Origin of the sequence: Effusibacillus lacus, from assembly GCF_002335525.1 — a bacterium.
Classification (GTDB): domain Bacteria; phylum Bacillota; class Bacilli; order Tumebacillales; family Effusibacillaceae; genus Effusibacillus; species Effusibacillus lacus.
In genome coordinates this window covers 181,702-194,413 of record NZ_BDUF01000109.1, presented here as the reverse complement: position 1 = coordinate 194,413, position 12,712 = coordinate 181,702, and the positions used below count along the sequence as shown (strand labels likewise).

Sequence of the window (12,712 nt, the reverse complement as noted above, 5' to 3'; positions counted from 1 at the left end):
CAGCCGCGGAGTCCAGGGCAGAGGACAAGAAACAGCAGGTTCAGATAGCAAAGAATGCAGTTTCAGCCATCTTGATGGATGCGGCCACAGGCCAAATCCTGTTCGAGAAAAACAGTCATGAGAAATTGCCACCCGCCAGCATTACCAAGATCATGACCATGCTGCTTGTAATGGAGGCTCTGGAGTCGGGGAAAGTAAAGCTGACGGACAAGATCCGAACCAGCGAAAGGGCCGCTTCCATGGGTGGTTCCCAGGTGTATCTTGAACCTGGTGAAGAGATGACGCTGGAAGATATGATGAAAGCCATTGCTTTGGGTTCGGCGAATGATGCATCGGTGGCTGTTGCCGAACACTTGGCCGGATCGGAAGAAGAATTTGTCAGACTAATGAATGAACGCGCGGAACAGTTGGGGATGAAGAACACCCATTTCTCCAACTGCAACGGATTGCCGGTGGAGAACCATTATACTTCGGCCCATGACATAGCCGTGATGTCAAGGGAATTGCTGAAACACGAACTTATACTCAAGTGGACGTCCATGTATCAGGATTATCTGCGCAAGGAGACAGAGAAACCTTTCTGGTTGGTGAACACGAACAAACTGGTCCGGTTTTACCAAGGGGTTGACGGACTTAAAACCGGGTTTACCCAGGAATCCAAATATTGTCTGTCGGCAACTGCCAAGCGGGGAGATTTCAGAGTGATTGCCGTTGTGCTGGGAGAGCCTACTTCACCCACCCGGAACGCGGAAATTGCAGGCATGTTTGATTGGGCCTTTGCCAATTATTTCAGTGAACCTATTTACAAAAAAGGGGAGATCGTCCAGCAAGCGCAAGTGGACAAAGGCTCACCCGGAACCATTCCGCTCTTGGCACAGGATACCATTGGCATCCTGATGAAAAAAGGGGAGAAGAAAGACGCCTTCACTTATCGGGTAGAATACGTTCCGGTCAAGGCTCCCGTCCAAAAAGGTACTGTCGTGGGGCACGTGGTCATCTATAAAAACGGACAAGAAACTGCCCGCAGCAACATTGTGGCAGGACAGGACGTGGAAAAAGCGGGTTTTGGCACGATATTCAAGCGAACTTATGGCAATTGGCTCCGTCTTGGCGGATGATCTTAATACTGCAAAGAAACAGAGTGTGATCCCGGGGCTCACACTCTGTTTCTTTAGGAGACGGTAATTTCACGAAGGTTGGTTTCCACCACTTTTTGCATGCGCAGAAATGTTTCCGTGGCGCTTGCATAGTTTCCTTGCTGTTTGTAAATACCGGATAACAGGGCAAAAGAGCGAGCCAGTTCGGCGATGCGATTCTGGAGCTGCCCCATTTGGATCAGTTGTTCGCAATAATAGATGGCTTGCGAATATTGTTCACGCTTGAAGCTGATCTCAGATAATGTCCTGTAAGCCCGAATTCTTGCATCATGATCATTGTCTCCCAGGACAAGGACTTTCTCGCAGTGGGATTGTGCTTCGTCAAACATGCCCAATCTCATGAAGATTCTTGCGATAACCGAATGCAGGTAAGAGATGTTCTCCATGACATCACTATCGGATTGTTCAAAGCAATTCCGGAGGAGATTGAGAGCTTCCTCCGATCGCCCGTTTTCATCCAGAATCTGAGCGAGTGTTGCAGTCATGTATACGGCTTCCACAGGCATGTTCAGGCTCTTATATAGGGAAATCGCATCCTGGGCATATTCCTCGGCTTTCTTATACAGGCCCAGGTCCCGATGCACTTCGCAATAGGTTTGCATAAGAACGGCGGTTTTTTTGGCGTCCGATTGATCTTGCAGGATCGATTTGGCTTGTTTCAACGTTTCCAATGCATCCGCATGGGACCCCAGTCTGTTTTGGGATCTGGCCAGGAGCAACAGCACGTCTGACAGCAGATCGTTTTCGCCGCCAAGCTCCCGGAGTCCAAGAGCCGCCGCTTTGTTCCAATGGAAGTCCGCCAGAATCAAATTTCCTTTTTCAAATTCGATTTGACCCATGGCCCGCAGCGCTTTGACGCAATATAGGTATTCGCCCCGGCTTATGCAATTGCGGTGAATCTCGTCATAGAGAGCAAGCGCTTCTTCCGTTTTGCCCGTTTTTTCCAAACACTGCGCCACATCCAGCCGGATTTCCGTAGAGGGACAATGAACGGTCTGGTCATTAAGCAATTCCAGCAAAAGTTTAAGTGCCGATTCGAACTTTCCCGCTTCCATTAAAGCCCGTGCAGACTTTAACGTTCCATTGACCTCCGTTTTGGCCTGGATTTCATTAAGGAAATAATCAAGACTCACTCCCAGCCGGTCAGCAAGTTCCGCTAACAATTTCAGTGACGGACTTGCTTTGTCGGCTTCTATTTGACTGATCATGCTGGGTGTCACCAAGCCATGTCCAAGTTCTCCCTGTGTCAAGTTCTTGCTCCTACGCAGGTGTTTGATTTTTTGTCCGAGAGTTTTTTGCATTTGCTTTGTTCCCCCTATTTTCTTACCCCACCCTATTTTACTAGACTCCCTCAGTCAGGGGAATAGTGAAGTGCGTTTTTTGTTTCCGCTTGTTTAAACAGGCCGGGAAAAAGTGATAATGGTAAGATACACATCCAACCGGATTTTGACAGATTTGCTCGAATAACTTCTAGTTTTGTCGGTTGGCAGGAAATATTTTGCTGCCGCTCGAATACCCTTTGTAGATTTGGATATACAGGGGGAGTTGGAAATGAGCCTGCAAGTGGGAACGGAGAAGATCGGAACCACCCTGGTAGTTCGTTTGGCTGGTGAACTGGATCATCACACAGCTGAATTGGTAAGGGATCGCGTGGAACAGGAATTGGATAAAGGTGTCTGCAGGAATTTGATATTCACGCTCGAACAGCTGGTTTTTATGGACAGTTCCGGATTGGGCGTAATTCTGGGACGGTATAAGCGCATCTCCCAATTGGGGGGCAGAATGTCACTGTGCGCGGTGAATGATTCCATGCGCAAACTCTTCGAACTGTCCGGCATCCTCAAGATTTTGCCGGTATATGATACCGAAACCCGTGCTTTGACGGAAATGGGGGAGGTATAATCATGGCCCGCAATTTTATGAAACTTGAGTTTCCGAGCCTGTCCCGGAACGAGTCCTTTGCGCGGGTTTCAGTTGCCGCATTTGTATCCCAACTGGATCCCGACATGGAAGAACTGACGGAAATCAAGACTGTTGTTTCAGAGGCTGTAACAAATGCAATTATTCACGGATATGAAGGCAAAGAAGGAATTGTAACAGTTACTTGTTCCTTGGAAGGAAACAGGCTTGAACTCATTGTTGAAGACCAAGGCGTCGGCATCTCCGACATTGATCAGGCCCGCCAACCGCTGTTTACATCCAAGCCTGAACTTGAGCGCTCAGGCATGGGATTTACCATTATGGAAAACTTTATGGACGAAATTGAAATTACATCTGAGCTTAACAGGGGAACAAGAGTCCGTTTGGTGAAAAGTATCAAAAGTGCTCATGCATTAGGGCATTAAGGGGTTTCTTTATGGAAAGAAATCAGGCTTCTTCACAAGGCAAACTGACTGATGAACAAGTTAAGGAATTGATCGCGAAAAGCCAAGCGGGGGATCAGACAGCCAGAGAAACATTGGTGGTAGCCAACCAAAGATTGGTGTGGTCAGTGGTACAGCGATTCCTGAACCGGGGGTATGAACCGGACGATCTGTTTCAGATCGGTTGCATAGGTTTGATGAAAGCGATCGACAAGTTCGACCTCAGTTTTGAAGTCCGCTTTTCAACCTATGCAGTTCCCATGATAATCGGGGAAATCCAACGTTTCTTGCGGGACGACTCCACCGTAAAGATCTCCAGATCGCTCAAGGAGACAGCCCGCCAGATCCGCAGGGTGCGTGACGAATTGTCCAAAAATATGGGCCGGCAGCCCCATATCAACGAGGTAGCGGAAGCCATGGGAATGGAACCCGCAGAAGTGGTGTTTGCGCAGGAAGCGCTGCGTCAACCTGCTTCTATCCATGAAACCGTGTTTGAAAACGACGGCGATCCCATTTATCTGATGGACCAGATTGCAGATGACAACCAGGAACGCTGGTTCGACAAACTGTCTTTGCATGACGCACTGGCCAAACTTCCAGAGCGGGAGAGGCTGATTGTGTTCCTGCGATTCTTCAGAGACAAGACGCAAGCGGAGGTTGCCGATGTATTGGGTATTTCACAGGTGCAAGTTTCCCGGCTGGAAAAGCGGATCCTGCAAACGATCAAAGACCAGTTGGGATAAAGTAGCCCTTCCCGGGATCATACTTTAAAGTAATATGGTTCAGGGAGGGCTTTATGTTTAACAGGATGACGAAACACAAGCTTTTGATGCTCTTTCTTTTGGGACTCCTGATCGGTTGCGGTGCCGGTTGGGGTTACTACGTTTTTGTCATGACACCCAATTACGACACTGTGTCCAACGCAAGCCGTTTATAGATGCCTCAGACGATTTATGATCGTTTGAGGTATTTGTTTTTTGGATATTCGGAAACAATTGGTGAGACGCTAAATACCATCAATTGCAACCAAAGGAGGGTGGATCATGATAGCAAGCGGGAAGAAAGCCAAACAAGGCTACAAACAATTTGCCAAGGCAAGAACCCCCCAACGTCCTGTCGGAAGAAACGTGATTCGCGCCTTTCTGGTAGGGGGAACCATATGCCTGATCGGGCAATTGGTTCAGACCTTCTACATGACGGTCTTTGACTTTTCCAAAAAGGAGGCTGCCAACCCAACGGTTGCCACCTTAATCTTCCTTTCTGTCCTCTTGACGGGCTTGGGTGTGTACGACCGGATCGGGCAATGGGCCGGTGCAGGTTCTGCCGTTCCTGTTACAGGGTTTGCGAATTCGATGGCTTCCGCTGCATTGGAATACAAAAGTGAAGGATACGTGCTGGGAGTAGCGGGCAATATGTTTAGACTCGCAGGACCAGTCATCGTATATGGCACCGTGGCGGCGTTTTTTGTTGCTTTGGTTCGCTATTTGGTCGAGCGGTTATAAGGGGGAAAACGAATGGCGAAGGTGGGAAAGCAAACGTGGAGTTTCAAGAATTCTCCACGCATACTGGGATCTTCTGCCGTTGGAGGCCCCAAAGAAGGGGAAGGACCTCTTCGTGACGATTTTGATGTGCTGCATGACGATCCGTATGTGGGGCAAAAAAACTGGGAAAAGGCAGAGGAACAACTGTTGAAAGAATCGATTCAGATGGCGGTAAAAAAGGCCGGCCTGCAATCGGATCAGATCGATATGGTAATAGCCGGAGACCTGATCAATCAGATCAGCATCTCAAATTTCTCCGCCCGATCCTTGGGAATTCCTTTCTATGGGATATTTGGGGCATGTTCGACGTCGATGCAAGGGTTGGCGCTGGCGGCCCAGCTTGTTGATTCCGGATATGCCTATTACGCGGTTGCCGCAACCTCCAGCCACAATGCTACGGCAGAACGGCAATTTCGGTATCCGACCGAATATGGAGGGCAGAAACCGCCAACCGCCCACTGCACGGTTACAGGAGCCGGAGCCGCTCTCGTGGGAAAGGGAACGGAGGGCCCCATGATAACATTCGCCACCATTGGCAAAGTGATCGACATGGGGATCAAAAGTCCTTGGGAAATGGGTTCTGCCATGGCACCGGCTGCCGCTGACACCATACTGGCCCACTTTCGGGACACGGGAAGAACTCCGGACGACTACGACCTGATCATTACCGGGGATCTTGCCCGGGTCGGGAATCCCATAGCCCGTGATTTGCTGGAAAAAGAAGGTTGCTCTGTAAGCGAGAAATTTACCGACTGCGGGATTCTTATCTACAATCCGGACCAACCGGATGTATTTTCAGGTGGAAGCGGGTGCGCCTGTTGTGCTGCTGTCACTTACGGACATTTGATGAAACGGATCCGGAAAGGGGATTTGAAGCGTGTCCTGGTAGTCGCCACAGGCGCTTTGCTGTCGCCTCTCACTGTTCAGCAAGGGGAAACCATCCCCTGTATAGCGCACGCTGTATCGATTGAAGCCGGAGGTGAGACATCATGACGTTTGTCTGGGCTTTCGTAATCGGAGGGCTGATTTGTGTAGCCGGGCAATTGTTAATGGATTTGACAACTCTTACCCCCGCTCATGTGATGGTTGTACTTGTGGTGGCAGGAGCGATTTTGGACGGATTGGGGTTATACGATCCATTGATTGAGTTTGCCGGAGCCGGGGCTTCAGTCCCAATTACCAGCTTCGGCAATGCGTTGGTTCACGGGGCCATGCAGGAAGCCAATTCCAGCGGTTTGATCGGGATTATTACCGGGATCTTCGAGGTTACCAGCGCCGGAATCTCTTCCGCCATCATTTTCAGCTTTCTGGCAGCGCTGGTATTTAGAGCCAGAGGATAATCAAGAAAGGGAGTAGTCCAATGCCCTGTGATCAAACTCCTGCCAAACGGAAAGTCATACTGATTACGGATGGGGACGAAATTGCCCGTAAAACTGTGGAAGCTGCCGCCCGGAAGGTTGGGGCCCGGGTCATATCACGATCTGCCGGAAATCCCACACCCCTTTCCGGTCGTGAGATTGTGGAATTGGTACACCAAGCCTTGCACGATCCCGTTTTGGTCATGTTTGACGACAACGGTCATGACGAAGAAGGGCATGGCGAGAAAGCCCTTCGGGAATTTGTCAGTCATCCATCGATTGAAGTAATCGGCGCCATCGCGGTGGCTTCCAATACCCGGCTGGTTGACGGTACGCAAGTGGATTTCTCTCTGGACTCGAAAGGGAACATTGTGCGGGACGGAGTGGATAAATACGGCGAACCCCTTGGTTTGCGCAACCCTGTAATCTCAGGCGATACAGTTGACGTACTCAGAGAATGTGAAGTTCCGGTCGTTGTCGGAATCGGCGACATTGGAAAAATGATGGGCCGTGATGCTTATTATAAAGGGGCACCCATCACTACTTCCGCCATCCTGGAAATCTTAAAACGGAATGGTTACAATTCCGGATGATCAACAAACGTCCGAGGATCGTCCGGCCGCAGGACAAGGACCGGCAACCGAGTTAGTGTTAAAATCAACATGTGTTTATTATGTTCCCTGTTTGGTTCAAACCATGTTATAATGTCAGTCAATACTTTCATTGACTGACTATTTTCTTTGGGAGGAGAGCAGAGCCGATGTATCTTCACGGCACAAGCCGAATCAACGAACAAGGCCGCCTTGAAATAGGCGGTTGCGATACAGTGGAGTTGGCTGAAAAGTTTGGAACACCTTTGTACGTATATGATGAAACGTTAATCCGGGAGAACTGCCGGGCATTTAAGCGGGCCTTTGACAGAAGCGGACTCCGCTACCAGGTCGGCTACGCGTCCAAGGCATTTTGTACGATGGCCATGTGCAAGCTGATAGAAGAAGAGGGCTTGTGCCTGGATGTGGTATCGGCAGGTGAACTGCATACCTCGGTGAAGGCAGGGTTTCCGGCAGACCGAATCCACTTTCACGGCAACAACAAGACTCCGGAAGAAATCGAGTATGCCCTGAAAGTGGGAATTGGGGAATTTGTCGTGGACAATTTCCGGGAGTTGGAACTGCTTGGAGGAATGGCGAAGGCTGCCGGCAAGACGGTTACCATTCTGCTGCGGGTGTCGCCGGGAGTGGAAGCCCATACACATGAATATATCTCTACCGGGCAAGAAGATTCGAAATTTGGTTTTGACGTGATGAGCGGACAAGCAAAAGAGGCGATTCAAACAGCCTTAATGCTTGAGGGGATTCGGTTGGCAGGTCTTCATTCCCATATCGGTTCCCAAATTTTTGAAACCGATGGATTCTCAGTTGCCGTCTCCCGAGTGGCCGATTTGTACGAATGGGCTGGGAAAGCTCTCGGATATGCTTTCTGGAAACTGAACGTAGGGGGCGGATTTGGCATCCGGTATACGGAAGAAGACGTTCCGCTGGCTCTGGAAGCCTATGTAGATGCCATAACAGATGCAATCAAGGTGGAGTTTGCCATCAGAGGCCTTGAATATCCGGAAGTGGTCATCGAACCCGGACGGTCGATTGTCGGAGCTGCCGGCACCACCTTGTATACGGTTGGTTCGACCAAGAACATTCCCGGCATTCGGAAATATGTATCGGTGAACGGGGGAATGACAGACAACCCGCGTCCGGCTCTGTATCAGTCAAAATATGAAGCCATGCTGGCAAACCGGGCTCTGGAACCGGCGGTCGAGACAGTTTCCATTGCCGGAAAATGTTGTGAGAGCGGCGACATGCTGATTTGGGACATTGAATTGCCGGAGGTGCGCGCAAACGATATTCTGGCCGTGTCCTGCACCGGTGCCTACAATTACTCCATGGCCAGCAACTACAACCGGATCGCCCGGCCGGCCGTCGTGTTTGTAAAGGACGGAAAAGCGGATCTCGTGGTCAAACGGGAGACACTGGACGATCTGGTGCAGAATGATTTGGTTCCGGAGCGTCTTCTGAGCGGTTCCGAACACTCCCGGGTGCCCAGCAGGTAACCTCATGTTAGTGCTATGCGCCTAAATTGGCCTGTGGCTGGACTTTTGCCGCTGGCTTTTTTCGTTTGGATGCATACCCTGTAGGGAAGCAAACAAAGGGGTGATAAAAATGGGGGCCATCATTGGCGTCATCTCTACATTGGTACAATGGGCGGGTGCCATAAGGGGTCTTTGGGCATTCGTTGTTCCCTTCTGGGGTATGATCAGAGGATGGGTCGGCAGAAAGCAGTCCGGACCGGTACCCGCAGTCAGACGGGCAGTATAAAGAAAGGTGGCATGCAGTATCCATGCCACCTTTCTGCTCTCTAATAATAATTCTGATTCCGGTAATCCCGAAAATTTTGTACGTGAACTTGCCGCATGGAACGGATTCTTGCCCTGCGGTAGATCAAGCCGATCAGGAAAAGCGGTGCCGGCAGCAATGTATACCACCAGCTGAAGGAAATATTGACTCCCAGCTTTTGCAAGAAGGATGGGGGAACAGTGACCTCCTTGTCCGAAATCAACGGAATCGACCCTATTACCTTTCCGGCTGATACAATCTCCAAGCTGCCAACGGTTGCACCTGCTGCGATCGGAGGTTTCAATTGGGGGTTCAACTGAACCCGGGTTTGTATGTCAGGATTGTCCTTCACTGCGTGTGTAAAGTAAAACTCGTATGCCGTCTTCAAGCCGATCTGCTGCTCCTTGCCAAGCGGCACGGTAGAGATAAACTGTTCTTTATCAACAATTTTCCTGGTGGTGAATTTTTCAAAACCGTAATCCAGAAGAGCGGTGGAATCAAGCCGAATCATCTGCCTCGTATCGGCAAACATCAAAGTGCCGATCAACTCCCGGTCGCCGCGTACGGCCGATACTACGATCGTTTGCTTTGCCTGGTCGGTAAAGCCGGTCTTGACCCCGTTTACTCCCTCATAGTTGTACAGCATGGGATTAATATTGTTCAGCACCGATTCCCATTCTTTGCCGTGCCAGGGTCTTGTCTCTGTCTTGACGATTTCCCTGAACTTCTCGTTTTGCATGGCATATTTTCCAATCAGGGTCATATCGTAAGGAGTGGTATAGTGTTCCGGGTCATGCAAACCGTTGGGGTTTACGAAATGGGAGTTCAGCGCCCCAATTTCCTTGGCTTTCCGGTTCATGAGTTCGGCGAAGGCTTCCACCGAACCTGAAATATGTTCGGCAATGGCTATGGCCGCATCGTTTCCGGAATTAAGCATCAGACCATAGAGCAGATTTTCCATGGATTGAAATTCGCCTTCCGCAAGGTATACCCGGTTCCCTTCCTGTTCGCGCGCCAGCTTGGAGGTTCGTACCTGCTCGTCAAGTTTTGACTGTTCAAGAGCAATAATTGCTGTCAGAATCTTTGTGATGGAAGCGGGATAAAACTTCTGATGCTCGTTCTTGGCATATAAGACTTCCCCCGACTTCATATCCATCAGAAATGCGCCGGGCGATTGAATGGAAGGTTGTTCTTCCGCAAAAGCGAACAGGGGCAACATTGTAATTACGAGTATGATGGCCAGCACCCAGATGATGATTTTTCGCAACATGCGCTACACCCCGGAAATCGTTAGTTTCATTGGAAATTCTACGGTAGGACATGCTTATTTTATTACGGTTTAAAGGATATTGCAATTCCACTTTGCTGAACTTCTCTTTACAGAACTTATCCGGCCCGGTATACTGAATACATATTCAATTTCATAGTTCCTTCAGGGCAGGGTGAGGCGACAGCCAATTCCCGACCGGTGGTGATGCAGGTATTCTGTCTGCTAAGTCCACGAGCCGACCCGGAGATGAACCGGGGAAGCAGGAGTTTGGTGCGAATCCAACACCGACGGTACAGTCCGGATGGGAGAAGGAAAACGGCTTAAGGCATGGGATGTACCCAAGCCTTGTCTCAGGCTATGCATGATACCGGGACCGTATGACTGCGGGCTTTCTGCGGCATGTCCGTTTATTTTGCATTGCTTTTCACGCTATCCGTACGCCCTGAAGAGGAATTCTTCAGGGCGATTTTACTTTGTTGAGGATGAAGGCCGTGAACGATCAACAATTCATGAAACTCGCATTGCAAATCGCTTCAGCGACCAACGGCAGAACATGGCCCAATCCCATGGTGGGGGCCGTCGTGGTCAACAACGGACAAATTGTAGGAATGGGTGCCCACCTGAAGGCCGGGGAGCCGCATGCCGAAGTTCATGCCCTGAATATGGCAGGTGACAAGGCGTTGGGGGCCACCATTTACGTAACGCTTGAACCCTGCAGCCATTATGGTCGAACCCCGCCCTGTGCCGATCGTGTCATTCAATCAGGGGTGTCAAGAGTTGTCATCGCCATGCTTGACCCGAATCCGCTGGTGGCAGGTCAAGGGGCGGAACGCATCAGGCAGGCAGGGATTGAGGTTGTGACCGGTGTCCTTGAGAGCGAGGCCCGGCGGATGAATGAAGTCTGGCTTACGGCGATTACCAAGAGACGACCCTTTGTCTGGATGAAAGCGGCCATGACCCTGGATGGAAAAATTGCCGCCCGCACCGGCGACAGCAAATGGATTACAAGCGAGTCCGCCCGCCAGGAGGTGCACCGGTATCGGGATCAAGCTGACGCCATTCTTGTCGGAATTGGAACCGTTCTTGCCGATGATCCCCAATTGACTACCCGTCTTCCCGAGGGAGGACGCAGTCCTGTTCGGGTGATCCTTGACACACACCTGCGGATACCTGAATCAGCCAGGGTGCTTGGGCCGGAAGCGCCGACGATCCTCGTTTGCGGTCCTAACGCGGACCCGGCAAAAATCCGCTCACTGCAGTCCCAAACCGTTGACGTTCTGCAAGTTGGACTGGATAACGGCAAAGTGAACCTTCATCAATTGCTGGATCAATTGTACAGGCGACAGATCACCCTGCTTCTGGTGGAAGGCGGAGCGGAAGTCCACGGGTCATTTCTCGATGCGGAATTGATCGACAAGGTTACCATGTTTGTGGCTCCGAAGCTGATTGGTGGGACAGGCCCTTCACCACTGGCGGGAAATGGCTTCTCCCGAATGAGCGATGCGGTGCAGCTTCAGAATATAAGTGTCGAAATGTTTGACAACGATCTGGCGGTCACCGGGTACCCGGACCGGCAGTTTCGGAATATGGAACTGCAGGATGAAAGAAGGTGAAACAATGTTTACCGGCATTATTGAAGAAGTGGGACGGGTGGCATCGGTCCGGCCCTCGGGCAACGCCATACACTTGAAGATTCAGGCAAAGAAGGTTGTGCAAGACGCACACCTGGGTGATTCCATTGCGGTAAACGGCGTCTGCCTGACCGTCACCCGTTTTGATGAAAACGGATTTGAAGCGGACGTGGTTCCGGAAACCATGCGGCGAACCGCATTACGCGTCCTGCAACCGGGAAGTCCTGTCAATTTGGAGCGGGCCATGCAGATGGGAGGCCGTTTTGGCGGGCATATCGTGTCCGGTCACATTGACGGTGTGGGTACCATCCGTTCGATTGCCCGTGAAGACAATGCCAGGGTGATCCGGATTGAAGCCGGGCCGGATCTGCTCAGATACATCGTGCCGAAAGGGTCCATTGCGATTGATGGGGTCTCCCTGACTGTGATGGATCGGGAAGAAAACAGCTTCCGGGTTTCCATTATTCCTCACACCGCCAATGAGACCAATCTGATTGGCAAGGAGACAGGCGATCCTGTCAATTTGGAATGCGATATGATTGGAAAATACGTGGAACGTTTGCTGGAAGCCCGTTTCGGTTTTGCGGGAGAACCTCATCCCGCCAACAAGCAGGGATTGTCAATGGAATTTCTTCGGCAGCACGGGTTTGCCGATTGATTAGGGGGAGGGAAATCAGATGTTTCATTCAATCGAAGAAGCGATCGCTGATCTGTTACTGGGGAAAGTCATCATTGTCGTTGACGACGAAGACAGGGAAAACGAGGGTGACTTTGTCGTCCTGGCCGAGAAAGCCACTCCGGAAGTCATCAATTTCATGATTACCCACGGCCGGGGGCTGGTGTGCGTACCCATCACCGAACAGCGGGCAAGAGAACTGGACCTGCATCCGATGGTCAATATCAATACGGATGCACATGGTACGGCGTTCACCGTCTCTGTCGATGCGAAAGAAGGGACCACTACCGGCATTTCCGCTTACGAACGGGCCATTACCGTAAGCG

General features: G+C 50.7%; 16 protein-coding genes and 1 riboswitch. Of the genes, 14 read left to right on the top strand and 2 right to left on the bottom strand.

Features of this window, described 5'->3' with window-relative positions:
• Positions 1-1,118: D-alanyl-D-alanine carboxypeptidase family protein (locus EFBL_RS18865; RefSeq protein ID WP_096184041.1), on the top strand; the 1,118-nt coding region annotated here is incomplete at its 5' end.
• Positions 1,119-1,171: 53 nt separating this feature from the next.
• Here EFBL_RS18865 and EFBL_RS18860 read toward each other — a convergent pair.
• Positions 1,172-2,458, bottom strand: coding sequence for a helix-turn-helix domain-containing protein (locus EFBL_RS18860; protein ID WP_096184039.1), 1,287 nt, complete (start codon positions 2,456-2,458; stop codon positions 1,172-1,174).
• A 250-nt stretch (positions 2,459-2,708) separates the two neighbouring features.
• Between EFBL_RS18860 and spoIIAA the strand changes: the two genes are divergently transcribed.
• The 10 genes from spoIIAA to EFBL_RS20805 all read left to right on the top strand — a co-directional run bounded on the left by spoIIAA (position 2,709) and on the right by EFBL_RS20805 (position 8,791).
• Positions 2,709-3,059, top strand: a complete 351-nt coding sequence (gene spoIIAA, locus EFBL_RS18855; protein ID WP_096184037.1) for an anti-sigma F factor antagonist — start codon at positions 2,709-2,711, stop codon at positions 3,057-3,059.
• Positions 3,060-3,061: 2 nt separating this feature from the next.
• Positions 3,062-3,502 (top strand): anti-sigma F factor, encoded by a 441-nt coding sequence (spoIIAB, locus tag EFBL_RS18850; RefSeq protein WP_096184035.1) that lies wholly within the window; start codon positions 3,062-3,064, stop codon positions 3,500-3,502.
• An 11-nt stretch (positions 3,503-3,513) separates the two neighbouring features.
• Entirely contained in the window at positions 3,514-4,263 is a 750-nt protein-coding gene (gene sigF / locus EFBL_RS18845) for an RNA polymerase sporulation sigma factor SigF (RefSeq protein ID WP_096184033.1), read from the top strand.
• Positions 4,264-4,316: 53 nt separating this feature from the next.
• A complete protein-coding gene (locus tag EFBL_RS20810; protein ID WP_165912455.1) occupies positions 4,317-4,457 on the top strand; it encodes a hypothetical protein in 141 nt (46 codons plus the stop codon).
• A 106-nt stretch (positions 4,458-4,563) separates the two neighbouring features.
• A complete protein-coding gene (gene spoVAC, locus EFBL_RS18840) occupies positions 4,564-5,022 on the top strand; it encodes a stage V sporulation protein AC (RefSeq protein ID WP_096184030.1) in 459 nt (152 codons plus the stop codon).
• A 12-nt stretch (positions 5,023-5,034) separates the two neighbouring features.
• Positions 5,035-6,054: a stage V sporulation protein AD gene (spoVAD, locus tag EFBL_RS18835; RefSeq protein WP_096184028.1), complete on the top strand. Its 1,020-nt coding sequence runs from the start codon at positions 5,035-5,037 to the stop codon at positions 6,052-6,054.
• A complete protein-coding gene (gene spoVAE / locus EFBL_RS18830; protein ID WP_096184026.1) occupies positions 6,051-6,401 on the top strand; it encodes a stage V sporulation protein AE in 351 nt (116 codons plus the stop codon). Before spoVAD ends, spoVAE begins: the two co-directional genes overlap by 4 nt.
• Before the next feature lie 20 nt (positions 6,402-6,421).
• Complete coding sequence (gene spoVAEA / locus EFBL_RS18825; RefSeq protein WP_096184024.1) at positions 6,422-7,012, top strand: stage V sporulation protein SpoVABEA; 591 nt, start codon at positions 6,422-6,424, stop codon at positions 7,010-7,012.
• 167 nt (positions 7,013-7,179) lie between these two features.
• Complete coding sequence (gene lysA / locus EFBL_RS18820; RefSeq protein ID WP_096184022.1) at positions 7,180-8,526, top strand: diaminopimelate decarboxylase; 1,347 nt, start codon at positions 7,180-7,182, stop codon at positions 8,524-8,526.
• A gap of 109 nt (positions 8,527-8,635) precedes the next feature.
• Positions 8,636-8,791 (top strand): hypothetical protein, encoded by a 156-nt coding sequence (locus EFBL_RS20805; protein ID WP_165912454.1) that lies wholly within the window; start codon positions 8,636-8,638, stop codon positions 8,789-8,791.
• Positions 8,792-8,831: 40 nt separating this feature from the next.
• On the opposite strand, the gene EFBL_RS18815 is transcribed toward EFBL_RS20805, so the two are convergent.
• Positions 8,832-10,079: a D-alanyl-D-alanine carboxypeptidase family protein gene (locus EFBL_RS18815; protein WP_096184020.1), complete on the bottom strand. Its 1,248-nt coding sequence runs from the start codon at positions 10,077-10,079 to the stop codon at positions 8,832-8,834.
• A gap of 154 nt (positions 10,080-10,233) precedes the next feature.
• A riboswitch (FMN riboswitch) is annotated at positions 10,234-10,396 on the top strand.
• A 165-nt stretch (positions 10,397-10,561) separates the two neighbouring features.
• On the opposite strand from EFBL_RS18815, the gene ribD reads away from it, so the two are divergent.
• From ribD to EFBL_RS21560, 3 genes are all read left to right on the top strand, one after another.
• The gene (ribD, locus tag EFBL_RS18810; RefSeq protein ID WP_096184018.1) at positions 10,562-11,692 is read left to right on the top strand and encodes a bifunctional diaminohydroxyphosphoribosylaminopyrimidine deaminase/5-amino-6-(5-phosphoribosylamino)uracil reductase RibD; all 1,131 of its coding nucleotides are present in this window, start codon (positions 10,562-10,564) and stop codon (positions 11,690-11,692) included.
• A gap of 4 nt (positions 11,693-11,696) precedes the next feature.
• Entirely contained in the window at positions 11,697-12,368 is a 672-nt protein-coding gene (locus EFBL_RS18805; RefSeq protein ID WP_096184016.1) for a riboflavin synthase, read from the top strand.
• A 19-nt stretch (positions 12,369-12,387) separates the two neighbouring features.
• Positions 12,388-12,712 (top strand): 3,4-dihydroxy-2-butanone-4-phosphate synthase (locus EFBL_RS21560; protein WP_231705891.1); only part of this gene is annotated, 325 nt, incomplete at its 3' end.

What these genes read in the sequence shown, in the direction of transcription:
- EFBL_RS18860 (WP_096184039.1), bottom strand. Translation starts at nt 2,458, where the DNA reads ATGCAAAAAACTCTCGGACAAAAAATCAAACACCTGCGTAGGAGCAAG.
- spoIIAA (WP_096184037.1), top strand. Translation starts at nt 2,709, where the DNA reads ATGAGCCTGCAAGTGGGAACGGAGAAGATCGGAACCACCCTGGTAGTT.
- spoIIAB (WP_096184035.1), top strand. Translation starts at nt 3,062, where the DNA reads ATGGCCCGCAATTTTATGAAACTTGAGTTTCCGAGCCTGTCCCGGAAC.
- sigF (WP_096184033.1), top strand. Translation starts at nt 3,514, where the DNA reads ATGGAAAGAAATCAGGCTTCTTCACAAGGCAAACTGACTGATGAACAA.
- EFBL_RS20810 (WP_165912455.1), top strand. Translation starts at nt 4,317, where the DNA reads ATGTTTAACAGGATGACGAAACACAAGCTTTTGATGCTCTTTCTTTTG.
- spoVAC (WP_096184030.1), top strand. Translation starts at nt 4,564, where the DNA reads ATGATAGCAAGCGGGAAGAAAGCCAAACAAGGCTACAAACAATTTGCC.
- spoVAD (WP_096184028.1), top strand. Translation starts at nt 5,035, where the DNA reads ATGGCGAAGGTGGGAAAGCAAACGTGGAGTTTCAAGAATTCTCCACGC.
- spoVAE (WP_096184026.1), top strand. Translation starts at nt 6,051, where the DNA reads ATGACGTTTGTCTGGGCTTTCGTAATCGGAGGGCTGATTTGTGTAGCC.
- spoVAEA (WP_096184024.1), top strand. Translation starts at nt 6,422, where the DNA reads ATGCCCTGTGATCAAACTCCTGCCAAACGGAAAGTCATACTGATTACG.
- lysA (WP_096184022.1), top strand. Translation starts at nt 7,180, where the DNA reads ATGTATCTTCACGGCACAAGCCGAATCAACGAACAAGGCCGCCTTGAA.
- EFBL_RS20805 (WP_165912454.1), top strand. Translation starts at nt 8,636, where the DNA reads ATGGGGGCCATCATTGGCGTCATCTCTACATTGGTACAATGGGCGGGT.
- EFBL_RS18815 (WP_096184020.1), bottom strand. Translation starts at nt 10,079, where the DNA reads ATGTTGCGAAAAATCATCATCTGGGTGCTGGCCATCATACTCGTAATT.
- ribD (WP_096184018.1), top strand. Translation starts at nt 10,562, where the DNA reads ATGAAGGCCGTGAACGATCAACAATTCATGAAACTCGCATTGCAAATC.
- EFBL_RS18805 (WP_096184016.1), top strand. Translation starts at nt 11,697, where the DNA reads ATGTTTACCGGCATTATTGAAGAAGTGGGACGGGTGGCATCGGTCCGG.